23 protein-coding genes are annotated in these 24,549 nt (G+C 58.6%); 14 read left to right on the top strand and 9 right to left on the bottom strand.

Annotated elements, in window-relative coordinates; translation table 11 throughout:
• Position 1 precedes the first annotated feature (1 nt).
• The 4 genes from KJA79_RS19515 to recN all read left to right on the top strand — a co-directional run bounded on the left by KJA79_RS19515 (position 2) and on the right by recN (position 5,253).
• On the top strand, positions 2 to 2,485 hold the full coding sequence (locus KJA79_RS19515) for an LPS-assembly protein LptD (protein WP_213043766.1): 2,484 nt from the start codon (positions 2 to 4) through the stop codon (positions 2,483 to 2,485).
• Positions 2,486 to 2,550: 65 nt separating this feature from the next.
• Positions 2,551 to 3,090 carry a hypothetical protein gene (locus KJA79_RS19510; protein WP_213043765.1) on the top strand — a complete coding sequence of 180 codons (540 nt, stop codon included), beginning with the start codon at positions 2,551 to 2,553 and terminating at the stop codon, positions 3,088 to 3,090.
• A 108-nt stretch (positions 3,091 to 3,198) separates the two neighbouring features.
• Positions 3,199 to 3,546, top strand: a complete 348-nt coding sequence (trxA, locus tag KJA79_RS19505; protein WP_213043764.1) for a thioredoxin — start codon at positions 3,199 to 3,201, stop codon at positions 3,544 to 3,546.
• Positions 3,547 to 3,564: 18 nt separating this feature from the next.
• Positions 3,565 to 5,253 (top strand): DNA repair protein RecN, encoded by a 1,689-nt coding sequence (gene recN, locus KJA79_RS19500; RefSeq protein ID WP_213043763.1) that lies wholly within the window; start codon positions 3,565 to 3,567, stop codon positions 5,251 to 5,253.
• Positions 5,254 to 5,258: 5 nt separating this feature from the next.
• On the opposite strand, the gene KJA79_RS19495 is transcribed toward recN, so the two are convergent.
• The 8 genes from KJA79_RS19495 to KJA79_RS19460 all read right to left on the bottom strand — a co-directional run bounded on the left by KJA79_RS19495 (position 5,259) and on the right by KJA79_RS19460 (position 17,625).
• On the bottom strand, positions 5,259 to 6,401 hold the full coding sequence (locus KJA79_RS19495; RefSeq protein ID WP_213043762.1) for an HD domain-containing phosphohydrolase: 1,143 nt from the start codon (positions 6,399 to 6,401) through the stop codon (positions 5,259 to 5,261).
• 185 nt (positions 6,402 to 6,586) lie between these two features.
• Positions 6,587 to 7,999 (bottom strand): sigma-54-dependent transcriptional regulator, encoded by a 1,413-nt coding sequence (locus tag KJA79_RS19490; protein WP_213043761.1) that lies wholly within the window; start codon positions 7,997 to 7,999, stop codon positions 6,587 to 6,589.
• Position 8,000: 1 nt separating this feature from the next.
• Positions 8,001 to 9,236: an ATP-binding protein gene (locus KJA79_RS19485; protein WP_213043760.1), complete on the bottom strand. Its 1,236-nt coding sequence runs from the start codon at positions 9,234 to 9,236 to the stop codon at positions 8,001 to 8,003.
• Between the two features lie 154 nt (positions 9,237 to 9,390).
• A complete protein-coding gene (locus KJA79_RS19480; RefSeq protein ID WP_213043759.1) occupies positions 9,391 to 13,590 on the bottom strand; it encodes a methyltransferase domain-containing protein in 4,200 nt (1,399 codons plus the stop codon).
• Positions 13,591 to 13,978: 388 nt separating this feature from the next.
• Positions 13,979 to 14,980, bottom strand: coding sequence for a hypothetical protein (locus KJA79_RS19475; RefSeq protein WP_213043758.1), 1,002 nt, complete (start codon positions 14,978 to 14,980; stop codon positions 13,979 to 13,981).
• 73 nt (positions 14,981 to 15,053) lie between these two features.
• On the bottom strand, positions 15,054 to 15,962 hold the full coding sequence (locus tag KJA79_RS19470; RefSeq protein ID WP_281412712.1) for a nuclear transport factor 2 family protein: 909 nt from the start codon (positions 15,960 to 15,962) through the stop codon (positions 15,054 to 15,056).
• Between the two features lie 96 nt (positions 15,963 to 16,058).
• Positions 16,059 to 16,850, bottom strand: a complete 792-nt coding sequence (locus tag KJA79_RS19465; protein ID WP_213043756.1) for a PP2C family protein-serine/threonine phosphatase — start codon at positions 16,848 to 16,850, stop codon at positions 16,059 to 16,061.
• 1 nt (position 16,851) lies between these two features.
• Positions 16,852 to 17,625 (bottom strand): ribonuclease H-like domain-containing protein, encoded by a 774-nt coding sequence (locus KJA79_RS19460; RefSeq protein WP_213043755.1) that lies wholly within the window; start codon positions 17,623 to 17,625, stop codon positions 16,852 to 16,854.
• Between the two features lie 131 nt (positions 17,626 to 17,756).
• On the opposite strand from KJA79_RS19460, the gene KJA79_RS19455 reads away from it, so the two are divergent.
• The 10 genes from KJA79_RS19455 (at position 17,757) to KJA79_RS19410 (ending at position 23,572) form a co-directional block, all read left to right on the top strand.
• Positions 17,757 to 18,167 (top strand): cyclophilin-like fold protein, encoded by a 411-nt coding sequence (locus KJA79_RS19455; RefSeq protein WP_213043754.1) that lies wholly within the window; start codon positions 17,757 to 17,759, stop codon positions 18,165 to 18,167.
• Between the two features lie 55 nt (positions 18,168 to 18,222).
• Positions 18,223 to 18,504, top strand: coding sequence for a DUF507 family protein (locus KJA79_RS23075; protein WP_213043753.1), 282 nt, complete (start codon positions 18,223 to 18,225; stop codon positions 18,502 to 18,504).
• Between the two features lie 49 nt (positions 18,505 to 18,553).
• The gene (locus KJA79_RS23070; RefSeq protein ID WP_213043752.1) at positions 18,554 to 18,829 is read left to right on the top strand and encodes a DUF507 family protein; all 276 of its coding nucleotides are present in this window, start codon (positions 18,554 to 18,556) and stop codon (positions 18,827 to 18,829) included.
• A 134-nt stretch (positions 18,830 to 18,963) separates the two neighbouring features.
• Positions 18,964 to 19,404 (top strand): tetratricopeptide repeat protein, encoded by a 441-nt coding sequence (locus KJA79_RS19440; protein WP_213043751.1) that lies wholly within the window; start codon positions 18,964 to 18,966, stop codon positions 19,402 to 19,404.
• Positions 19,405 to 19,445: 41 nt separating this feature from the next.
• Complete coding sequence (gene bcp, locus KJA79_RS19435; RefSeq protein WP_213043750.1) at positions 19,446 to 19,913, top strand: thioredoxin-dependent thiol peroxidase; 468 nt, start codon at positions 19,446 to 19,448, stop codon at positions 19,911 to 19,913.
• Between the two features lie 39 nt (positions 19,914 to 19,952).
• On the top strand, positions 19,953 to 20,195 hold the full coding sequence (locus tag KJA79_RS19430) for a hypothetical protein (RefSeq protein ID WP_213043749.1): 243 nt from the start codon (positions 19,953 to 19,955) through the stop codon (positions 20,193 to 20,195).
• Between the two features lie 9 nt (positions 20,196 to 20,204).
• Positions 20,205 to 21,071, top strand: coding sequence for a hypothetical protein (locus tag KJA79_RS19425; protein ID WP_213043748.1), 867 nt, complete (start codon positions 20,205 to 20,207; stop codon positions 21,069 to 21,071).
• A 284-nt stretch (positions 21,072 to 21,355) separates the two neighbouring features.
• Positions 21,356 to 22,135: an enoyl-ACP reductase FabI gene (locus KJA79_RS19420; protein WP_213043747.1), complete on the top strand. Its 780-nt coding sequence runs from the start codon at positions 21,356 to 21,358 to the stop codon at positions 22,133 to 22,135.
• Positions 22,136 to 22,253: 118 nt separating this feature from the next.
• On the top strand, positions 22,254 to 23,090 hold the full coding sequence (locus KJA79_RS19415) for a hypothetical protein (protein WP_213043746.1): 837 nt from the start codon (positions 22,254 to 22,256) through the stop codon (positions 23,088 to 23,090).
• A gap of 233 nt (positions 23,091 to 23,323) precedes the next feature.
• Entirely contained in the window at positions 23,324 to 23,572 is a 249-nt protein-coding gene (locus KJA79_RS19410) for a hypothetical protein (RefSeq protein ID WP_213043745.1), read from the top strand.
• 479 nt (positions 23,573 to 24,051) lie between these two features.
• Here the strand turns inward: KJA79_RS19410 and KJA79_RS19405 are convergent, their stop codons facing one another.
• Positions 24,052 to 24,528: a hypothetical protein gene (locus KJA79_RS19405; protein ID WP_213043744.1), complete on the bottom strand. Its 477-nt coding sequence runs from the start codon at positions 24,526 to 24,528 to the stop codon at positions 24,052 to 24,054.
• Positions 24,529 to 24,549: the final 21 nt, after the last annotated feature.

Below are 24,549 nucleotides of genomic sequence, written 5' to 3'. Positions count from 1 at the left end.
GATGGGGCCAGACCGTTACGCCGCTTCCAGACACTGGTCTACGGTCGGTCGCTCGGCGGTAGGGTTGGTCGTTGCCCTGCTGTTCGGTCCGCTTCTCCTCCTTGACTTCGTCTGGGCGCAATCGACGGTGACCACGGCCTCGCCCACCAATCAGCCCCTCACGATTACCGCCGAGCGCATCGATCATCTCCAGGAACAAGAAGTGTACGAGGCGGATGGATCCGTGGTGGTGACGCAAGGATCGCTACGCTTGACCGCCGATCATGTGACGATCAATTCGCTGCCGGGCACGCTGGTGGCGACCGGGCATGTGCATTTCCACGATCCTAACTCCGACCTGAAGTCCGAACGGCTGGAATTGAACGTCAATACGGAAGCCGGCGTCGTCACGAACGGCTCGATGTATGTTCGGCCGAGTAACTCGTTTTTCACCGGGCGCAGTATCCGTCGCCTCTCCGAGGATCACTATCGCATCAAGGAAGGGACCTTCACTAATTGCGACGCGAAAGACGGGGAGAAGCCGGCCTGGCGATTCACGTTCGAGGACCTCGATGTCAATACCGGGGAGAGTATCGGCATGAAGCGCGCCTGGCTTTGCATGCGGGATACGCCGATCATTCCCGTGCCCACGTTGACCTATCCGCTGAGCAACCGGCACAGCGGGTTTCTCATTCCCACGCCGGGCTATGACAACCGGTTCGGTCTGCATTACCAGCAGGGCTATTTCTGGGCGATCAACCCCAGCCAGGATCTGACCATCGCGCCCTCGTACTACAACAACCTCGGGTATGGCAGCGATTTTACGTACCGGTATTATCTTGATCGTCGATCGAGCGGCCAGTGGTTCGCGAGTTTTCTGCAGCAAACCAAACTGCCGAATGTGTCGGGAGTGGATCAGTCCAGTTCGGATGAGCGGCGGTTGCGCGGCTTGATCAGCGGCCAGCATGTGCAGCAGGTCACGGACACCTTGCTGGTTCGCGGGCAGGCGTCGTTCGTATCGGACCGGCAGTACCTGCAACAACTCAGCAATTCAGGCGCTCAGCGGGCCTCCCCCAGTGGTGAATCGACGCTGCTCGCCACGCAGCGGCTTCCCTACGGGAGCGCCTATTTCCTGGGCCAGTATCTGCAGCCGTTGAACTCCGGCGGCCCCGACACGTTCCAGCGCCTTCCCGAAGTGGGCTATGTGTTGCCGAACACGTCGCCGTTCGGCCTGCCGTTTCTCGTGAACCTCGATACCAATTTTGTGAATTTTTATCGTGAGCAAGGGTTTGCGGTGAATCGCATGGATTTCATGCCGGGGATCACCACCGACGTGATCGATATCGGGCATGTGGTCGGGTTGATGCCACATTTCAAATTCAAGGAGGTCTACTACACACGCGGCATCCAGGAAGCCAGTCCGCTGCACCGCGAAACCTTCTGGGCCGCCATGGACGCGTCGTCGAAATTGAGTCGCCGATACACCGGCGCCGAGGGCGGGAGTTTCCTGCACACCATCGAGCCCAGCGTCATGTATGAATATGTGCCGGGCAGCGACCAGAGCAAGATTGCGCAGATCGACCAGATCGACGACATTCCGAAGAAGAATCTATTGACCTACTCCCTGCGCACGAAGTTGCTGGAGCAGCAGATCAACGGGCAGAGTTTCAACTGGCTGGATCTGACGGTGGCGCAGAGTTATCACGTCGGGGGGGTGCAGACGCGGGCGCGTGAGTTTACGCCTGGAGTCTTGCCGTTTATCGGCTCCTTGACGCAGCCTCTGCAGCCGGCCACGGTGGAGGTGCAGGGACGGAAAATGTCCGATGTGTGGTTGCGAGCCGTGATCGGCAATACGGCGCCAGAATTTTTCCGCCCCCCCGGGCAAACGGAAGCGCTGGGAAAAAACATCATGGCCGGCCAGATCCTGCCGCCGACGAATTCATACCTGACGGTCGATGCATTTGTGGATCCCTATCGAGGGACGCTGAGCCAGTGGAACACCGATCTGCGGATCCAACAATCGAACTACTGGTACTTCGAGGTTGGGCAGCGTTTCAGCCACGACGGAAATCGAGTTCGACGTGGTGATATTTGGAATCCCGTGTCATTCAATGAAGTCTATGCGCCGACCAAGGAGATTCAGTTCGCCACGATCGGCGGTGGATTCAGAACCCCGTGGGGATGGACGATCGGGGCGAAGGGGTATTACGATGTCAAAAACGGGCGCAGTCCGGAATACGATGTCGTAGCCCTCTACCAGAATCCCTGTAAGTGCTGGTCGCTCGGTCTCTATTACCTGCAGTTCCCGGATCGTCAGAGTTATTCGTTCATGTTAAGTATGACCGGCATCGGGTGGACGGAGAACTTCGGGACGATTGTGGCGAGGACCATTCTGGGGCCCTTGTTGATCGGAGACCGTGGGTTGCCGTGGGCGGCTCCGGGAGGGCCTTATGGACGGGTGACGAATCCGTTGCCGGTGCAGTCGATGCCCATGGGACGATATTAGGTCAGGCGGGTGTACAGGGCCGTCGGATGAACGTGTATCAGCGATGGGAAGGCGGAGGGAGACCGATGAGGCCGGGACTGAGCAGTCTCTCCTTGAGGGCGGCGCTGGTATTCTGGCTTGCGCTTCAGTGGGCTGGCCCTGTTCGGGTTGACGCGGCAGAGCCACCCGCACACTTGCAACGAGCCGCGGTCTTCATGATGGCCGGCGACTATCGTCAGGCCGTGGAAGCCTGTCAGGCGGAAGTGCGGGATTTCCCCTCAGCGCGAAGTTATACCTTCCTGACCTATGTGTACCATGCGCTGGATGGGTATGTGGCACATCTGGCCGGCACCGATCAATGGGTGCGTGTCGAACAGCTGTACTTGAATCTGGCTGCCGCGCGAACCGAAGACTTGCTGGATCCACCGGATGTGTTGGCGCGCATCGCGAAAGAGGTGATCCAACAGGCCGTGCAACGGCAGGCTGATGTGACGGCGGCCATGGCGAATCGTTTGGATCATGCGCTGGTGACGCGGTTGTGGCAGGAGCAGACTGCCTGGAGGCAGGCGAGACCGGACGATTGGTGGGCCAGTGCGCCGCCGCAGTGGCAGTGGGAGCGGCCGTAATTTGACTCTCCGTAAAACCGTGGTATAGGATGACTGAATAGGCCCGAAGCGGCTTCGGGACGATAGCAGCGATGGACGTGTAGGTTCCTTGGGAGAAGGAGGCGTACTGTGGCAGGCGATGCGTTGAAAGTGACGGATGCGACGTGGGATCAGGATGTCATGAAGGCATCCGAATTGGTCATGGTGGACTTTTGGGCGGTGTGGTGCGGGCCCTGTCAGATGGTCGCTCCGATCGTCGATGAACTTGCGACCGAATATGCGGGCAAGGTGAAGGTCCGCAAGCTCAATACCGATGAAAATCCCGAGATTGCCGGCCGCTATCAAGTGATGAGCATTCCGACCATTTTGTTCTTCAAGAACGGCCAAGCCGTGGAACGCCTCGTGGGGGCGCGTCCGAAACGCCAGTTCAAAGAGCTGATCGATTCGTTGCTCGCGCAACATTCCGGCGCTGCCTAGCGTCAGACCATCCGCGGCATGCTGACCGAGCTGCGCATTTCGAATTTTGGCGTAATCGAGCAGCTGGCCGTCACCTTCGGCTCTGGTTTCATCGTGTTCACCGGTGAAACCGGGGCCGGCAAATCTCTCCTCATTGATGCCGTCACTCTGCTGGTCGGAGGGCGCGCTTCTGCGGATCAGATCCGCGCCCAGGCAGACGAAGCCGACTTGGAAGCCGCTTTTCAGTTGTCTCCTGAACATCCCCTGCTGCAGCTCCTTCAGACCAAGGGCTTTGCGCGTCCCGGGGAAACGGACATTGTGATCCGGCGCGTCATCTCCCGCACAGGCCGCAATCGAACATATCTCAACGGGAATCTGTGCCCGGTGCATGTGTTGGAGGAATTAGGCGGGTCGTTGGTGGATGTGCACGGGCAGCATGAACAACAGTCATTACTCTCTCCATCCGCCCAATTAGATGCGCTGGATGCTTACGGTAGACTCCAGAAGCTTCGTCAGGAATACCATGACGCCCGCGCGTTGTGGGGCAAACGGGTCGGTGAGTTGGAGGCGCTCACGGCGCAGATTGCCCGGCGACGTGAACGGGAGGATCTGTTGCGGTTTCAATTCCAAGAGATCACGGAGGCCGCCATTGAGGCAGGCGAAGACGTGAGGCTTGACCAGGAACGGCCTCGCTTGATGCACAGCCAGCAACTCGGGGATTTGGCGGATCAACTCCATGAACTGCTCTATGCAGGGGAGCAAAGTGTCTTGAGTCAACTGGCGTCCGCGCGCAAGTTGGTCTCCAGGATGGAGACGATCGATGCCGCCGTGAGCGACTGGGTGAGCAGTGTCGAGGACGCGGTCGTACCCCTGCGCGAGTTAGCTGCGCAGATCCGCCACTATCGTGATCAGGTGGACGCCAATCCGGCGAGATTGGCGGAGATTGAGCAGCGGATGGATCGATTGCATCGCCTCACCAAGAAATATGGCGGATCACTCGATGCTGTGTTGGTGCTGCAGGAGTCGCTCCGTGCGCAGTTGGATCAGTTGGATACGGCGGAGACGCAGCTCAAGGAATTGACTCGAGCGGTTGACGAGGGCAGGCGGAGGCTGAGTGAGGCGGCCGAGCGGTTGACGCGGAAGCGTGTCGAGGCGGCCAAGACACTCACGGCCTTGGTGACCAAGGAGTTGGGGGCTCTCCGCATGGAGCGGACTCGTTTTGCCGTGGTGGTCTCTCAGGTGGCCGGTGATGAGCCTTACGGTCAGACGGGACAGGATGTCGTGGAGTTTGCCTTCTCGGCAAATCCAGGAGAACCGGTCAAGTCGATAGCGAAAGTCGCGTCCGGGGGGGAACTGTCCCGAGTCATGTTGGCCTTGAAGACGATCCTTGCCGAGAGTGATCGAGTTCCCGTCTTGATTTTTGACGAGGTGGATGCGGGGGTGGGAGGGGCGGTCGCCGAGGTGATGGGTGCGCGGCTTCGTGACCTCAGCCGGCATCATCAGGTGCTGTGCGTCACGCATCTTCCGCAGGTCGGATCTCAGGCACATGCCCATTATGTAGTGGAAAAACAGGTTCGGCAGAAGCGCACGGTGACGCAAGTGCGGCAGCTCACGTCCCAGGAGCGCGAAGAGGAAATCGCACGGATGCTGGCGGGCGTGACGGTGACCAAGACCGCCAGGGCAGCGGCCGCGGAGATGATCGAAAGCGCGAGGGATCGGCGGTCGTGACCGGGTCAGCTTCCCGGTGAGGCTTTCGCGATGGCAAGGGCAGGCAGTGACGACTTGCATTCCCGTACGACCTGCGCAAACAACTCAGTCAGTTTCGGGTCGAAGCGCGTATCCGCCTCGAGCAGAATCTGCCGGATGGCGTCCTCAATGGACGTCGGTTGATGCCCGGGCATGTCGACCGTGAGGTTGTCGAACGCCTGTGCGATGGCGACAATGCGAGCCAGGAGCGGGATCCCTTCCTTTTCCAGTCCGTGGGGATTGCCCGCACCGTCGAATCGTTCGTGGTGATAGGACACGATTTGTCCCACCTCAGCCTGAAATCCGAGCGGCAACAGCATGCGAGCTCCGGCTTCTGAGTAGTCCCTGTCCTGAGCGCCGCTTCTGCAGCTGTCATCGTCATCCGCGGCATACTTATAGTTGGGCAGGCTGATCTTGCCGATATCGTGGAGAAACGCCCCCAGTGCCAACGCTTTCTGGTCGGGCAGGGGTAAATTTAACTGGTTGGCGAGGAGCGAGGCATAAAAGCTGACCCGGCTGCAGTGGTTGAGCAGTTGACGATCTTTGGCTTCAAGAAGGTCGGATAACAGCGGGATCAGCGCCGTGACATCCGCTGCGCCGCCGGCTGCTTCGCCCGTCGCATTGCCGATGGCGAAATAGTTGGTCTGAAGCTCCTTCCACGCGTGCGCGGCTTCTTCTTCGCTTCCCCACAAGGCCGTCGAGGTCCTTAAAAACGATCGCAGGTAATCCAACCGCTGTTTCTTCTCCAACGTTTGATTGATCAGCGTGATCAGCTCGGTGACGTTGAAGGGCTTGAGCAGATAGCCGGCCGCCCCGTGTCGAATGCCCTCCATGGCCGACTTTAAACTGCCGTAGCCGGTTATGATGATGACTTCGATATCTGCGTAGTCCTGCTTAATGTCTTGTAGGAGGTCGATGCCCTGGCGATCGGGGAGCTTCTGGTCGAGGGTGATCAGATCGATATGTTGCTCCTTGAGAACTCGGAGCGCGGATTTGGCATTGTCGGCGGAGTGGATGGTGAAGAAGGGGCGAAGAATGACCTTCAGCGCGTCTCGTGGTCCGGTCTCATCGTCGACGACCAGAACAGATGGTTTACTCTCGACGCGTTCGCCTGTTGACTGAGTCCCCATTCAGAATGCTCCCGAGTGCGTTGCAAGCGGTCACGGATACGAAACGCAAAACCCGTACCGAGTGGGTCCACGCTGATCAACCAATATATAGCAGGTCCGAATCCTTCAGGCCACTAGATATTTGTCGTAAGGGTTGTTCTTACTGACATGAAACAGTGGGGCAGACACTGTTGTGCCAACCTGTGTCATTCCTGAGGCGTTGCGGGATCCGAATGTCCTCCATTGTCGGGCCGACTGATTCCCAAGGTGTCCATGCGATATTTCAACATGCGGCGGCTGATACCCAACATGGTGGCCGCATGGGTCTGCACGTAAGTGGTTCGCTTGAGCGCGTCCAGAATAATTTCGCGTTCGAATTCCATCACGGCCTTCTCCAACGACATGCGCCCGGCGAGCGTGTCGTCTCGAAGAGAGCTTGAACGTGTATCGGTGCGGAGGATGTTCGGCAAATGTTCGGGCGTGATAACGGGTGAGCCCTTCGACCAGATAAATGCCTGTTCGATGATATTTTCCATCTCGCGCACGTTTCCCGGCCAGGGATAATGCGAGATCAATTCCAATGCATCCTTCGTGAACTCTTGCGATGGTCGTTTTTCTTCTTCGATACGTTTTGCAAGAAAGTGTTTGGCCAGGAGAGCGATGTCCTCCCCGCGTTCGCGCAGCGGAGGAAGGTAGAGGGCGATCACATTGATGCGATAGTACAAATCTTCACGGAATTGGTTTTTCCGCACCATGTCATCGAGGTTCTTGTTGGTTGCTGCGACGATACGGACATCGACCTTGATGGACTGCACGCCGCCGACTCTGGTGAATTCCCGCTCCTGCAACACGCGGAGGAGCTTCGCCTGTGTCGCCGGACTGAGGTCTCCGATTTCGTCGAGGAACAGCGTGCCCGTATTTGCCAATTCGAACTGCCCTACGCGTCGGGCCGTGGCATCGGTAAACGAGCCTTTTTCGTGGCCGAACAGTTCACTTTCGATGAGCGTTTCCGGTAATGCCGCGCAGTTCAAGGCCACGAACGGACGATCGCGGCGTGAGCTGTTGTAGTGAATAGCCTTGGCGACTAATTCTTTTCCGGTTCCGCTCTCGCCCGTGACCAGAACGGTGGTACGACTGTCGGCCACCTGTTCGATCTTTGCGTAGATCTCCTGCATCGCGGGGCTTTTGCCGATCAGATTGTGAAAAGCATAGCGTTGCACGACCTGGGCTCGCAACTGACGGACTTCCTGTTCCAATTCCTGCTTGCCCAGGGTCCGTTCGATCACGATTTGAAGTTCTTCTACGTCGAACGGCTTGGAGAGGTAGTCGGCCGCGCCGAGCTTCATGGCGTCGACCGCCGTTTTCACCGCTTTCGTACCGGTCAGCATAATGACCGGCACGGCGCGATTTTCGGTGCGCATGGTCTGCAGGGCCGACAGTCCGTCGGCTCCAGGTAGAATCACGTCCAGTAGTACCAGGTCAGGGGTCTCGTGCTTGAAAATTCGAAGCCCCTCGGCAGCATCCGCCGCTTCAAAAATCTCGTAGGTCGGTTCCAGCACCGTTTTGAGCGAGGCGCGCACCCGCGGCTCATCATCAACAAGTAAGACTCGTTTCTTCATGTTACTCCCGTACGGCTGAACCAGTGGTGCCTCCATCCGGCACCGGAAAATTGACGGAAAACGTGGAGCCTGCTCCGATCCGGCTTTCGACGGTCAGCGTGCCGCCATGCTCGCGGACAATCTGGTGTGCGGTGGTGAGTCCGAGACCCGCACCATCCCCCGCACTGTTTGAATGTTTGGTGGTGAAAAAAGGATCGAAAATATGTTCCAGATGGTCGGGCGCAATGCCACAGCCTTCGTCTTCGACCTGCAGTTGCACCCAGGAGGTGCGGCCGCTTTGAGACAAGAGCCGGGTATGAACACGAATGGCACCGTTGCCGCTCGGCATCGCGTCAAGAGCGTTCAGGAGGAGGTTTAACAGGACCTGCTTGATTTGTTGGCGGTCGAGGAGGAGGAACGGTAATTGAGGCGACAGCAGGGGCTGCAATTCAATGTGACGCCGCGAGGCGGTGGCGGACACGAAGCCGAGGCAGGAGGCCACAAGCTCGTTCAAGTCCACTTCGGAAGGTTGTGGGGTCATGTAGCTGGCGTAGTCGAGAATTTCATGGAGTAGACGTTCGATGCGGTGAATGTCCTCGAGTGCCAGTGTGCTGAATTCCTTGATGAAGACCGGATCCTGCTGCCGTTGAGGGGCCAATTGGACAAATGTCTTGATCGATGTGAGCGGGTTCCGGATTTCATGGGCAAAGCCACCGGCCATGATTTCCAATGAACGCAGTCGGTCTGTTCGTCTCATTAAGGTGGAGGAGCGGCGAAGGTCGTCCTGAGTCAGATAATGATCTAATGTTGTGCCCGCGATTTGCGCCATGGTTTCGACGAGGGCTCTTTGGTCTTCGTCAAGGTAATCGTCTTTGCCGATTGGCCCGAGGGTACAGAGCCCGCGAAGTTTCGTTTTGCCCCGGAGCGCGAGGCAGAGTGCGGCCTCTCCTGCGAGCATGGCCTGGCCCGCCGGCGAAGCGGGGGCATGGTCGGAATGAAGCATCGATGCCTTGTCGGAAAGACCGTGAAGTAAGGGATGATCGTCGGGCAGCAGCCGTGTCAATTGGGAACGGTGATCCTGTCCGAGCGACGCAATGAGGCGATAGTGCCCGCCGTCCGGTTCCTGTATCCATAAGGCGCCCTGCGGCAGGTGTGCCTGCTGAGAGAGGCGCAGGAGAAGGACATCGCCGAGGCGTGGAAGATCGGGGGCGCTTCCCACGGCCTCGGAAAACTCGCTGATGATTTTGAGTATTTCCACAGAGCCTTGAAGAGTGGAGGTCTGCCGACTGGACGGGTGGAGTGTCATAGTCCTGCACAGGAAATGCCAGGCCACACACCTGGCTACTCACGGTGTCGCCAAAGCCTCCGCACGTTTTGTGCTAGTGAGTGAAGTATATATGCGAGGTATGGTTTCAGCCAGCGGAATCAGGTTTTTCAGCGGCGGCGAGAAGAAGCTGGCCGGAAAGCGCACGGAAGAGTCTCGGCGGGGCAGAGGTGACTTGTGCGAAGTAGCGGTTCATGGCCTCCTCCTCCAACACGTGTAATTGTCCGATGCGGAGAGCCATGCAGCATTGGGCCATTCGATTCAGGGTTCCGCGAGCCTCTCCTGCGAAAGCATTCAGTCCGAGTTCCGGTAACGACAGGCGGTAGAGGCGAGCCACGTCCGCAGAGGATGTGAACGCGCTGATGACGAGTCTTCCACCGGGCTTGAGTACGCGGAACAGTTCACGCAGCGCGTGGAGCGGGGAGTGTGCGAAGGTCAGCGAGAGATTGGCCACAATACGATCAAATGAGTGGTCGGCGAACGGGAGCGCTTCTACGGAACGGCTCAGCGCCCACTGGCGATGGATCGGAGTCGCGCCGGACATGCGAGCAGAAAATAGTTTGTCGACGTGTTGCAGTGCACTTCCGGTCGCCTCTCGTGCATGGTGTAGCGCCGACGGTGAGAAGTCCACGCCGACATACTGAAGCTGTGCTCCGGGCTGCCAGGTTTGGGCGCGAAGTCGGTAGGAGAGATTGAGCAGCAACAATCGGGCAAACGAATGCAGGCCGCATCCGACATCGAGGAGCGTCAGGTGCCCGTCGAGTGGCTGGAGGAGTTGGTACATCTGATCAACCGTGTGCCAATGCGTAGGTAGCTCATCCAGGGTGTGGGTCAGGTCGGAGTATGTATTCCAAAGCCGGGCCCGCCCGGCCGTACCCAGTGAATACTTGATGCGAAGTCGATCCAATTCCAAAAGGCTACGAGTGACCGTCGCTTGGGAAATCCTGGGAGAGGCAATGGCTGCAGACTCTTGCGTGGGGTGGCCCGGTTGGCAGAGTTGTATGAGTTGCCGTGAACTTGCGGTGAGCAGCGACGGTGTGAGTCCACCGGAGGCTATGATTGGCGGCGAAAGACTCACTCTTCTGGCTCTCGATCCAAGTTGAATCAACGCTTCGCTAAGGGCGGAATGGGATGGTGCAGGAATGGCACAATCCGTCGCTGCCTCCGCTGTCGCGAGAATCACCACGTCTGCGGCGCAATGCGAGAGCTCCTCCTGGAGGGCAGCCCCATCTGTATACTGCGCGGCAATCGCGTCGGCGAGGAAGTGATCAATGTCGAGCGGAAGCCCCAGCAAGTTCCCCAATCCCAGTCTGGTTCCTGCGAGATGCTCCTCTACCAGATCTCGCTGATGCAGGGTGGTCAGACAACTTCGGATGTCGAGTGTTGGATTGAGGAGAATCAGTCGATGCAGCTGTCTTTGCCAATCCTGCCGTCGTAGCGCGATCCGTCCGAGGAGATCGGGCGCCAGCAGCGTGAGCGGTGTCCCAGGCCACTGGGTACAGGCATAGGTGAGAATCGTGTCGAGATCGTCTTCCAGCGACGAAAATGTGGTGTGCGAAGGATCTCCGTCGCTCAGCCCAATATGACGGCTGTGATCGTATCGTAGGACCCGAAGTCCGGCACCGGCGAGGGCGTAGGCAACGGCCACATACTGTTGCTGAGTCGTGCCGTATCCTGGGCAGAGCAGGACCAGGGGGGCCTGCCCTGTTGCCCCATGTCTGGGATAGTCGTGAGACAACGCAAGTCGATGTCCTTTATGATTCTGGACTGTGTGCGAGTCTGTGAAAATGGGTGGATCCGCGCTGATGATGAATCGATCATGAAAAAGGTTGCTTTCATCGGCAATGATGCTTCGAAGTTCATGCTCCTGTGCCGGGGAAAGATGGTCGAAGCGCACCCCGATGCAGACCGTTGTGTGTCCAACATGATCGAGGGGGGAACGTGTTGAACGCGGTCGAGGATCTGCCCAGACAATACGGGCGCCCCATGGCTGCCGCGAAGCGCGCGGCTCATCGTTCTCGGGCGAGGGGCGGCTTGGTTCCAGAGGTAACAAGTGGAGCGTGGGATACCTTTCCGTAAAGTCGAAGCCAGCGGGTAGCTCAAGGCACGCGCCATCCAGGCTGAGATTCATGATCCGACCGAGCAGTAGGTGGGGAGGATTGTGCGGGGCGACCAACTGAACCGAATGAGCGAGTCTTAAGCGAGTGGTCTCGCGGCGCTCTGCTTCCGGTTGAGTAGAAGGTGGAAGCGTTGGGCGAGTGGGCTCGATCGCTGTGGCGGATGGAAGGATCAAGCCCTCGAAGGTGAGGGGCGTCGAGCCATCCTGTAGGCCATCGAGCAGCGAGCGGAGCACATTTCGGTCACGTTCGACGTTGAGTAGGAACGAAATGGCAAACTCTTTCATATCGGACGATGGGACGTCGGCGGTTTCCGAGGAACGTTCGTGCACCACACCCTGCAACTCGAGGAAACTCACCGGTGTTTTGATGACGATATAGGCCGGTTGCAAATGAATCGACGTCGGAATGTCCCGAATCGTGAGGAGCGCTCCTCCTGTGCTCATATTTCGTAGGACACCACGAAGTGCGGTGCCGCCGATCGACAACTGAACTGGAAGGGAAAAGGGCTTGCGCTCTGACCGCCGCCGCTCAGGTTGGGCACGTGCGGCCTGCTGCCGTCGACTCACGTCGGAGTGAAGGAGCTCCTTCGAAGTCGTTGGCTGGTGGGAGGACTGAGCAATCAACGGGGAGTTTCCCGTCATGGCAGGAATACGAACCGAAATAGTCAGCCGCCTATCGCCGACGTGTTCGATCTCAATGCTGCCCCCATGAGTCTGAATGATGTGATGGGCTTGGAGCAGCTGTTCTGCCGACAGGCTTTCAGGCGGTTCATCGGTCGACTGTAGGTGCACACTTGCGACGGTTGCTCGGATTGTAAAGGTCGCGAACGTACGCGTGGGTTCAGCTTCTTCCGTCATTTTGTCCGGGGCGGTCGAAGGGCTTCCAGTCGCAAGGGGTTTTGTTTCTACAACGAGGTTGGCTGGGTTGTCAGGAGTCGAGACGCAGTGTCGTGTGTACTCGATGAGGATGCGCACCAGGTTGTCGATGTCGGTACGTGATCCAAGAATGGCCGGGATGTGTTGCCCCAAGTGGCTCGTGAGCATGATACCTGGTCCATCAGGGGCTTGGTGTATTGTCTGCACCACGGCTTGAACAATGTCGTTCAGGTTGAGGGGGAGAAACTCGGCAGGGTGTGCGTGGATGACTTGCGCGAGTTGCTGGCTTAGTTGGCTCGCGTGCGACGCTTTGGCGATCATCGTTTCGACATGCTGCTCAAGGTTGCTGTGCTGGATCGACGTCAGTAATCGCTGCGAGTCCTGGAGTAGCGTGGTGAGAGGTTGCTGCAATTGGCGCGACACGCGAGCCGCTTCCCGGGTGAGTGTGAGTTGTCGATGGGTTTCTTGTAGGCGGGATTCCAACTCCGTCAGGCGATCCTGTTGAGCCTTCTCATGCGACAGATCGTGCAGCAATCCGACGGTGCCTAGATACCGGTTGGCGGAGTCAAAGAGCCCCTTTGCCGTCACCTCGACGGTTACCGCCACGGTTGGGATATCGGGTAATGCCTTGCGGTGGAGGGTGAGCTCAAGTTTTCGTGTCGAGCGACTTCCTGCTCGACGCTCGTTCAACCGGAAACGTCCCATCTGCTCCTGTTGCGGCGGGAGGAGGATCGAATAATGCTGGCCCGCGAGCTCTTCTGGGCTGTACCCTAGCAAGGCGGTGACGGTTGCGCTCACGTAGACAAATCGCCCTTCCGCGTCGAGTTCATATAACAGGTCGCTGAGCGTTTCGATGAATCGCAAATGTCGTTGGAAGGTATGGTCCAACTTCATTTGGAGGTCACGCTTTTCAACGGCCTCTTGCACGGAGAACAACAGTTCGGTGATGAAGCCGGGTGATTGTTTGAACAGGAGGAAGTCGGCCCCGTTTTGTAGGGCATGGATTGCCGTGTGCGAATCATGGTCGTTCGTCTGGAGTAGGATTGCCGCATAGGGGGCATGTCGACGAAGGCGGGCGATCACATCCATGCCGCGTTCCGGAGCCAGGTCCTGATCGATGAGAATGATGTGCCAATCACCCTGTTGGCTGAAGGTCAATGCGTCTTCCGAGGAGTAGCCGGCTTCGATGCGACAACCGGAGAACAAGCTACGCAGGGTGGTCGTCACCAGTTTGATTTCTTCGGGATGTTCGTTGATCAGAAGGATATTGAGCGATGGTTCCGGAAGGGACATGGAAGATCTCATGCTCGTCAAGCAGGGGTGCGATCAGGATGCCCGGCGCATGCTGCGTAGAAGCTCGGGCCTGCACCACCGCACAGTAATGAACATGCTCTCCCATTTCGAAGGGGAACTGTGTTCTTGGAAAGCAGGTCAATGTGCATGGATGGTTCAATATCATACACCTTCTTGAGAATCCCAGTCCGCTGCCCGAGGGGGCGGTCCAACTTCCGTAGGGTCGAGTGGAAGTCTGGGCGTGCAGAATCCACTCTGACCGGATCCCCTGGGACTGCTTCGTGACGGATCGGAGTGAGGTGAAGGGGATGGATCGGGCGAGGAGAAGAGCTTCCGCGGACGGGGCCACCGCAGCACAGCATCCGCGGTGACCCTCGATGTGTCCGGCCTAGCGTACCACCGCGGTGTTCGTCTCCTGCGGACAGACACCTGGCGTCATGTACAGAAGGTAGTTTCCCATCCCGTGTTGAATATTTGGGTTGTGTAACGGGTGGTGGTGAACCATCACCATTTCATAGTCATCCTGTTTGGTGACGGTGAACCCCTTCCCGTCTCGATAGACTTGATGGGGAAGGAAGTCACGGAAAGTTCCGTCAGCATCGACCTCAGGAACGGTGCGGAGGAGCGTCTTCTGAGAAGTCTTGTTTTCGAGTGCGACCATGAGAAGTTCGTCGTGGCCGTGCGGATAGGCGAATTTCACGCAGCCGTCCATGCTGAACTTTAGCGGCGCTGAGAGGACCGAAACCCCTGGCTTGATTTCGATGCCTTCGTCCGTCTGGTCCGCGCCGCGTTGGCCGAATTTGCTATAACACACGATATTCACGCCTACCTGGTAGACGTCCATTTCCTGTACCTTCGTGCCTTTGGGGGCGACATACATCGTGAAGCGGGCCATCACATCCTTCGTCGGGGGGGCCTTATGATAGAAGGCCACGACCGACATGAGATTTTGTCCTTTGCCCAGCTTGACGCCATAGCCTTCGGGGAAACGGGCTTCCGTCATTTCCAAGCCGGCCCCCGCGAAAAAGAGCGGCTCGCCGTCGCACGACACGCTGGGTTTGTCATTGTTCAGCATGAGAATGTGATGAAGATAATTTTTGGGGAGGGGCTTGCCGTCTTTTGTAAAGACCTCGGACTTGTATCCGATCATGTACGTGTCTTCGGGGAGCTGAAACACCTTTTTGGGCATGCTGGATGCCAATTCACCGTCGTGGCCGGTGGGCAGGTCGACGGGGCCGAATGTCAGCGTGACCGTGTGGTCGTCGATGGCCAGCGTGGTTTGGCCCAGGCTGGGCATGGTGGGAATGGCATGGTGCGCGTGCCCGCCGTCGGCGTAGGCCGGACCGGTAATTCCCAAGAGCAAGCCCATTACTAGAAGCACACGATTCATAGCCCCTCCTCGTTGTGACAAACCGGCCGTGGTCAATATTGCTGAAACTATGCGGGTAAGCGCCACCCGGTCGCTAAGGCGCCGGCGGGGGCGAGGTGAGTCGTTTCCACTGATAGGTGCCGCCATGCTGTCGAGGTGGAATATTGTTCCGTGTACCGACACGCACATACCACCAGATACCTTTCGCTTCACGCCCGTCTTCCGAGAGAATCACTTCAAATGCGCCCTCCCGGTCGTTTCCGGTCTGTTTCCAGGTGCCTTGCCAGCGGCGGTCGTCGTAACTGGTGGTCGTGAATTGTCCTTCCTGCCAGGTATAGGGGCCGTTCCCCTGGGCATCCAGGCTTGCGACGTACTTCTTGTTGTCCTCGACCTCCGTCACTTCCCATTGTCCGCTGAGATCGACACCATTCGGCACAGCCGGTTGGGCATCCGATGCGCGATGAAGGAGTGTGGTCGTACCGGCAGCGGGTCCGTTGTCATTGTCGTGATGGCGAGTGGATTCGTGCCAAGCCACGAGGATCCAACGGCCGTCCCGTCGCTCCAACACGCCCGTTTCGCGTAGAGGGAGAATCATGCGCTGGGTGAGGTCCCCTGGGTCGACGTAGCGGATATAGTTCAATTCCATGGCGAACCAGGCGACATCCCCCCTGGTCCACATGCGGAGGTTGGTGATGGGAATTTCTAGTTTGGTGACCGAGTCGAATTCACTGCGCATGTCGCTGGCGAGGTCCGGCCAACCGACATATTTGCGTCCGTCGATCGTATACCCGATGGCATCCGCATCGTGGGACATGTATTTCGACATCGTGGCGAGGTCGCGCTCGGCATTCGCTTGCACCAGGGCACGTAGAGTGGCCTCGGGCCCGACGGGTTCTGCCGCTGCGGCGAAGGAAACGCAGAGGACGCTCAATAATGAGCCGAGCCAAAGGCCGTGTAGGTACAATCGGACAACTGTGCGGTAGTGGAGGGATTGGGCGCTCATTTGCGGGACATGTCGCAGGTCACAGGCTCGTGAGTTTACGGGGCTTGATACAGTGAGGCTACCTGCAGGCCTGAGGTGGTGTCAATGGCTATTTGCCTACTCCCGCGATTCACTCACGGTACAGCTGACGACCGTCACGTTGTCGATTCCTCCCCGATCGAGCGCTGCCTGGATCAGTGCTCGAGTCGAGTGATGGGCATCGTGGGGGTGGGGGAGCACAGTTGTGAGAATGTCCTCATCGGTCAGTAGGTTGGTCAGGCCGTCTGAGCAGAGCAGCAGGAGGTCACCGCTGTGCAGGTCATATGACACCAGATCGCATTCCAACCTGGAGCCGAGCCCTATCGCACGCGTCAACACGTGCCGATCCGGGTGGTATGCAGCCTGTGCTCGTGTCAATTGCCCTTGCCGGATGGAGTCCTCAATCAGCGTGTGATCCCGTGTGAGTTGAGTGATGGTGCTTCCGCGAATCAGATAGGCGCGACTGTCGCCGACGTGCAGGACCAGGAGTCGCGGCTGAATCAAGGGAAGCAGGTGCGCCATTACGAGCGTGGTGCCCATGCCGAAGCACGATGGGTTTTTCTCCGCGTGAGCACGGATGGTCGCATGGGCCTGTTCCGCCATGGTTGTGAGGAGAAGTCGTCTGTGCTCTTCGTCGTCCTTCTGGCTGGAAAGAGTGCTACGGCAGAGGGTCGTGGCGAAGTCTGCGAGGGTGTCCACGACCAACCGGCTGGCCACATCCCCTCCGGGATGACCGCCCATGCCGTCCGCCACGGCCCAGAGCCGGCGTCGGTTGTCGACCAGGAACGCATCCTGGTTGCTAGCCCGGATCAGGCCTCGATCTGTCTGTCCGTACCCCGTCCATTCCCACCTGTCGTGTCGGCCGTCCATGTTATCCGCGGTGGGCCGGCGCGGGTGGCCCGTACCGCACGACGAGTTGTTCGTAGAGGCAGGCCGCCAAGGGCTCCAGATTTCTGGTGTCGGCCGCGTTGTAGCGGACGAGTTGATCCAGCGCAGCCTCCTGTCCGGCGCGGTATTGATGCCAGAGTCGCACCGCTTCCAACCCATCAAGTTGCAGCAGATCCGATTCTCGTGCGATGTCCAACTCCCGTTCGATTGATTTCAGGCCGCCCTGTAGGCCCACACGTCTGGCGGCAAAGCAGAGATCGAAGTGAGGAATCCCAACCCGCAAGCCGGCAAAACAGGTTTGCAGATAGGGAATATCGAAAACGGTACCGAAGAAGGTGATCAACAGGTCGGCCTGATCCAGTTCATCCTGAATCGCTGCCTGCGTGAGGGAGTCTCCGTGGATCAGGGTGCGCATGCGTCCCTGACGGTAGAGCCCGACGATGGTGACCTGCCCGTCGCGGGCCGAAAGTCCGGTGGTTTCAATATCGAGGTAGAGTGCGCGTGCGCCGAAGGTGGGAAGCAACCGCCAGTGGTCGCGACTGTGCAGGCAGTCGGCAAAATATCGGGCGTTGTGGCGATCCAGATGAGTTTGGGCAATGGAGAGGTCCGCGTCATAGGCGACCTTTCGAGCGGGGGAGATGCCCGGCACCAGCGTCTCCCGGCGAAAGGTATTCCAGTCGGCGATGCCGCTTTCCCACAGTCGCCGTTCGGTCGCGGGACCGATGCCGTTCAAATGCACAAATGTCGAAGTCAACATAGAGCGTCGAGACGTGCTGTGCATGGGATTGTAGCCTTGATTTCAGGGGATAAACAAGTTAGAGTCCGCGACTGGTGCGGAGTTTCGTCACTCTGGTGTCGCGCGCAGCACGGCGGCGTAGGTGAGGGTTCATGAACACGAACGGGACAGCGAAGCGGATCCGAATTACAGTCGGCGGGATACAGTTGGACGCCGAGTTGAAGGGGAACAAGACGGCGGAGGAACTCTATCGGGCATTGCCCGCAGAGGGACCGTTGAACGTGTGGGGCGAAGAGTTTTATTTTAAGATTCCCGGCGTCAAAGATCACCGTGAGACGGCCACCACGCAGGTCAAGGTGGGGGACGTGGCATTTTGGGGAGCAGGCCAGGTGTTGGCGATCTTCTTCGGGCGTACGCCGATGAGCATGGGGGCCGACCCGGTGCCGGCTGATCGGGTCAATGTCGTGGGTCGGGTGGTCGGTGATGCCGCAATGCTGCGGCAGGCCATGAACGCCAGTACCATCCGAGTCGAGCGCATCGAATCGGTGCCGACGGCCGGTTGAGTGGCGAAACGCACCCGGCAGTCTTCTCCATAACCGTTCATGAGGAAAACTTGCCATGAGGCTGGCGAAAGAGCGTGTGCACCATATGGCGGATTCGTTGATCGCCCGCTTGCATGAACTGCAGTATCTGGAGATCAGCGGCGATCGAAAAGCACTCCGGGACTCGTTGGAGCACGCGATGACGGAGGAATTGCTGGTGGAAGATCGATTGAATGCCGAAGTGCGCCGGATGATGCAGCCGTATGAACGGCAAATCGAACAGGGGCAGGTCGACTACCAGAAGATGTTCACCATGATCAAGCAAAAGCTGGTGCGGGAACGGGGCATCATTCTATGACGTGCAGGTGCATGCCTGGGCAGAGTTCCCACCGAGGGTGGTGTCGAAGATGATCAGCGACGACAAAGCCAGCCACCTCGCCCATCTGGTGCTTGGTGCGCTCAAGAAGAGCCCGCAGTGCCGGCTGACCGAGGATGACGGAAAGGTCTTGCGCGAAATCAAGCGCGTGGTGGCGGCGGAACTGGCGTTGGATGCAGACATCGATAAGAAGGTGCGCGCGAAACTGGCGTCCTACTCGAAGCAGATCGTGGAGGGGAGTGCGGAGTGGGAGGTGATGTATCGCAAAACCTCCGAGGAAGAGCAGAAAAAACGCGCAAAGCCGTAACGGGCCGCAAGATCGAAAAACTGAGATCCCCCCGCCGCGCGTTCTCTTGTCCCGATGCCTGGAACGTCGTAAGGCTGTTCCTCACGGACGCATGCTGAGAGTGCATACACGGATCATTTTCACGAGGTTCAGTAATGAAAGTCAGTTGTTGGATTGCCTTGTTTGTGCTCGTACTGTCGGTGGGGGCTTGCAGCCACTCAAAACCAAAACCGCTCGTTCCGTTGGAATTGGCCTATGGCGCCAAGGCCGAAACGATTGCGCTCAATAGTCAAGCGACCCAGGCGTTCCTGACCGGTCAAATGGCGGAAGCCAAGAACTTGTTTGCCCAGGTGGTCGCGGCTGCGCCCGACTCGGGGCAGGCCCATTATAATTACGCGCTCACATTGAACGCACTGGGGCAGACTGATCAGGCGCGTCAGGAGTTTATTACGGCAGCGAACCTCGCCCCTGGGGATAAGGTGATTTGGGACTCCCCGGCGCTGCGACCGTTCGGAAACCCTGCAGCGCCAAAGGGGCCGGCGAGGGAGCATCCGTACGGCACGAGCCGGCCCACGGTCGGCAGCGGACCACGTTAGCCGGCACACGAAGCGCTCATTGAGAAGGAGATTGAACGCGTATGGCGATTGAATTAGAGGTGGGCACCAAAGCCCCGGATTTCTCCTTGCCTGACCAGGATGGCAAGCGTGTCACGTTGAAGAGTTTCAAGGGAAAGCAGGTCGTCTTGTACTTCTATCCCAAAGACGATACTTCCGGTTGCACCAAAGAAGCGTGTGATTTTCGCGATTCCCTCGGGCCCATTACCAAGGCCGGTGCGGTGGTGGTCGGGGTCAGTAAGGATGGACAAGCCGCACACCAGAAGTTTATTGCCAAGTACGGCTTACCCTTTGCTTTGTTGAGCGACGAGGACGCGGCGGTCTGTACGGCCTACGGCGTCTACAAAGAGAAGAGCATGTACGGGCGGACATACATGGGGATTGAGCGAAGTACCTTTGTCATTGACGCCACCGGACGGATCAAAGCTTTGTTTCGGAAGGTCAAAGTCCCGGGACATGTGGACGAAGTGTTGGCGGCGGTGAAGGCCTAGCAGGTGAATGCGCGCCGCGCCCTCGGCGCGGGTGATGGTATGGATCCGCTGGAAAAAACATCCCATGCCTGTCGTGCCGCCGCGTTGTCACTCGTGCCGGGCTTGGGGCATCTCTATATCGGAGAAAAACGTGGCGGACCGCTGTTCATCGCTGGTGTGGTGCTGATGGTCCTCTGGGTGGGGTTGTTTTCGTTTGCCCTTGTGCCGCTGGTCGGGCTGATCCTGTTTTGCATGGGCGATACCTATCTCACCGTGAGCCGCGACCGCGGACTCCTTTCGTAACGACGCACCATGGGTCCTCAACAACAAGCCTCCCGTGCCCTTGCCGCCTTGTTCGCAATGTTCGTGTGGGTGAGTACCGGCACGGGTAGCGACGCGGCTGACAAGACTACCGGCCTGCTGACCCTGCGGGATGCGTTGACCTTGCCGAACCATCCGGTGCGGATCGATGCTCGATTGACGGCTACAGGTCAGACCGATCATCGTCCGCTGGGCGGAGTTCCGCTCCGTCTGCGCATCGACGGGAAAGACATCGCGATCGGAACGACCAACGAGACTGGGCAGGTGTCATTCGATTATCTGCCGAAGATGCGGGGCACCAATGTCATCAGCCTGTCGGTCGATCCGGCGGCGTCCGTGTCGGCGGAGCCGCGCGAAGCCACCCTCTGTGTATGGGAGCGCCGGAGACCGATCGTGTTGGTCGAACTGGAGTCGCTCATGCTGCCGGTCCCTTCCTCCACGCTATCCGAGCCAGCGGGAATCGGTGCAAAGTCTCCGACAGAGCCGGTACCTGATGCGGCGGAGGAGCTCTCAAAGTTGACGCAGTATTACTACAATGTGGTGTATGTGCCGGGTGGCGAACTGTCCTCGTCGGAGAGCGACGTAGGCCATATGCTCCGCCAGTGGTTAACGTCACACAAGTTCCCCCCGGGGTTCGTCGCGGTGCCGGGAACCGGGGGATTGAGTGCGACACTCGATGCGTTGAAGAATGATGGGTGGACCACGATGAAATCCGGTATCGGCCGCACAAGAGCATTCGCAGACATGCTGCTACAGCACCGGATGGAGGTGGTGGTGGTGCCGGAACTGCCTAAGGGGGAACTTCCACGAAAAGCCAAGGCTGCGAAGGATTGGAAAGAGGTGCGAAAGAAGTTGTGAGGGTGGCTGAAATCCCTTTCTTGCTCGCGCAACGCGCGGCCTCAGAAGGCCCTCGTTGGACGCGCGCAGTGGAAAGAGTTTGCCGCCACGCTCATGGGGTCTAGGGAGGGGGCGTGAAAGAGCTGGGAGGGTCGGGGAGGCATATGCTCGCAGAATGCGCACGTCAGAAGGTGCCCGTTCGATGAGGCGAAGGTGGATGGCCGGAAGGTCATTCACTCCAAGAACGAATCATGTTATGGTGAGCGCCCTGGGTGCGGGATCTTATTGAAGGAGCAGGAGACGGCATGTTGTTAGAAGGTAAAAAAGGACTCATTATCGGCGTGGCCAATAAGCACAGTATCGCCTGGGCCATCGCCCAGGCTGCGGCGCGCGAGGGCGCCCAGATGCTGTTCAGCTATCAGAATGAGCGGTTGCGCGAAAACGTTGAAGAATTGGTGCAGACCCTGCCGGGTGCGTCGGCCTGCGTCTGCGACGTCGGCGATGACGGTCAGATCGCCGCAATGATGAAACAGGCCTCGGAGAAACTCGGCCGGTTGGATTTTGTTGTCCATTCCCTGGCCTTTGCCCCGCGTGAGGAACTCAGCGGAGAATTTGTGAACACCACCCGCCAGGGATTCGCGACGGCCCTCGATGTGAGCGCCTATTCCCTCGTGGCGGTGACGCGGGCGGCGATGCCGTTGATGACGGAAGGCGGTTCAGTCGTCACGCTGACCTATCTCGGCAGCGAGCGGGTCGTCCCGCACTACAATGTCATGGGCGTGGCCAAAGCCGCGCTGGAGGCCACGGTGCGGTATCTGGCCCACGATCTTGGTCCCAAGAACATTCGGGTCAATGCCGTGTCTGCCGGGCCGATCAAGACGTTGGCGGCGCGCGGCGTGTCCGGGATCAGCAAGATGGTCGATCATCATCGGGCCTTCGCGCCGTTGCGGCGGGCGACCGAGCAGGGCGAAGTCGGCGATACGGCGCTGTTCCTCGTGAGTCCTTTGGGTCGCGGTATCACCGGAGAGGTGATCTACGTCGATGGGGGCTACCATATTCTCGGGTCGCTGGCGTCCGTCGAGTAAATTGTCGGAGGTCCCTCCCGTTCGATCCCTTCCCTCTGCCGCTCCCGGCCGCCTCCGGCCGGGGTGGTTTGCCTCTTGTCCTCTCCGCTCACGTCTGTGCCGTCTCCTGACCAGTCTGGTGGCTCTCGGTCTCACCTTGCCGGTCTTCGCTGCTGACCTGTCCGACCGGCAGGAGGACGGACTGGTTGGCCCGGTCCGGACCGTCGAAACCAGCGAAAGCCTTCTTATCCAAACTGATCGATACGATCAGGAGGGACGCGTGCTTGAACGTGTTCAAGGAGGCAGAGAGACCTCCCAGAGTCTATGGCCGTTGCGATTTACCTATACCTACGATCAGTCCGGGCGACGAATTGCCGAGGTCATACGGGATGCGCAGGGGGACCTCGTCAAGGAAACCCGTTCGGTGTATGACGATCGCGGCAATCGATCCGCCGAGCTGGCAGTGTGGGGGGACGGTACGTTCGAGAATGTGTCCCTGTATGACTATGACGGGGCACATCGCCGCATACGTGCGTTGCATTACAATGCGGTTCACGTGGTCAATCGCAACCTCTATGGCTACGACGAGGCGGGCCGCCTATCCCGGGAACGATTCGAGCGCAACTACCGGTATGATGCGGCTGGCAATCAGATCGTCATGACGGATCGATTTGATGCCGGGTACGAAGTGGCCATTCTGTATGATGGGGGTGGGCATGTAAGGGAAAAGGTGGTGTCCGACCTCAAGGGGCGGAGGCAGAGTCGTTCGGAGTTTCGCTATGACGAACGTGGGAGTCAGATCGAAGAACGCAGTTACGACGCCGGTGACCGTGTCACCGATCGGAAGGCCTATGAGTATGAATACGATGCGGTTGGAAATTGGATCAACGAAACGTTCCGCTGGTGGGAGGTCGTCAACGGCCGTGAGACGTTGAAGCAGTCGCACGTCCGCGAGCGGAGCCTCACCTATTATTGAAGCGCCGGCTCCGGTTTCCTGATGGGCCTGCCGAAGCGAACAGCCCTTCAAGTCGTCTCGTGGTCTCGGGCGATGATGCGTGCAAAGTCCTGAGGGCAGCCATCAGTCCGGGCTGCAACATGCGAGATTGTGACGGAGCATGGCGATGCTGAGTCCGGATCTGCGGGAGTCCGCGTGGAGTGGAGCAACGGCATACAGCATCCTGGGTTCCTTGAATTCTCTGTCTGGTACTGTTGAGTGTCGCCGGCGTGGACGCGGCCGGAGCAGGAGATGGACTTCCGGCATCCCGAACGCAGGGACCGCTGCGACAGTCTGCCGACAATCCGCGCTACTCCGCGGATGCGCAAGACCGGATGGTCTACCTCACCGGTTCCCACTCGCGGGAAAACTTTCAGGATGTCACACAGGTGTTCGACTATCCGGCCTGTCTCGATCGTCTGTCCGCGCCACATCACAAATTTCATTCGCATGTGGGGCACTGAATCGACCCATTCAGACGGCGGGTAGCTCATGCATTCTCCGACTCATGAGCAGGAGGTGTCGCCACGTCCGTATCTGCGCACGGGCCACCGGCATTGTCCTAGACAACAGGCCACGATTAGATCTGTCCCGCTTCAACCCTGGCCTCGGCCGGCTACTGGCTGGCCGATCGGGGGCGCGAAGAATTGATCCACATCCAGGCCGGCGGCGTGACGGCGGAAGCCGGCGCTCAAAAAGCGACTCGACCGGTGACCGTCAATCTGACCGGCGCGAGCGGCGCCTTCACCATGGAGTGGATGGAACTCAAAACCGGAAGCATGAAGCACGCAGACATCCTCATCGGCGGGAGCGAACGTTTGCTCACGTGTCCTTTCCAGGCAGTGGGCTGCTGTATCTCCGGAAGACACCGTAGAAAGCTGATATTGCCGGCCCTTTGGAATATCTCGCAGGTTCGTTGTGCGAAGATGAGGGAGGGGGGAGGCTACTGAATCTGCTCAGAAGCGCTCATCCTTTTTTCCATCCCGGTTGAGTCCCAGTCGCTCAACATGACTATTTCTCCAGCGTCATCAAATGTGAATTGGACATATCCGTATCCAGGAGGGTCAAACCTTGGCCCATCCTTCACCTGCACACGATATTCCCCCTTCAATGAAAGGGGCAGTGCAGGAGTGATCTCGTTGAGGCCGTCATATTTCTTTCCATACCCGATTTCGTCAATCGATCGCTCGCCACTTAACGACCATACTGGATCCCACTGATTATCCCCTATCTTCTCTTGAACGATCAGCTCGACGACGTTGTGCGTTGCACGCGCAGTTCCCTCAAGCTTGTAGAATCGGAAATAGATTGTGTCGCCATATTTGCCCTCTGCTTTGACAATGAAAGCCCGGGAGCATGACGACAAGGTGCCGGAAAATGTTGCGAGCAATAGAAGGAGGAGCAATGCTGTTCTTGCCATGTTGTCCCCTGTGTTCATCGC

This window comes from Nitrospira defluvii (assembly GCF_905220995.1).
GTDB lineage: Bacteria > Nitrospirota > Nitrospiria > Nitrospirales > Nitrospiraceae > Nitrospira_A > Nitrospira_A defluvii_C.
This window is presented reverse-complemented; position numbering and strand designations above follow the sequence as displayed.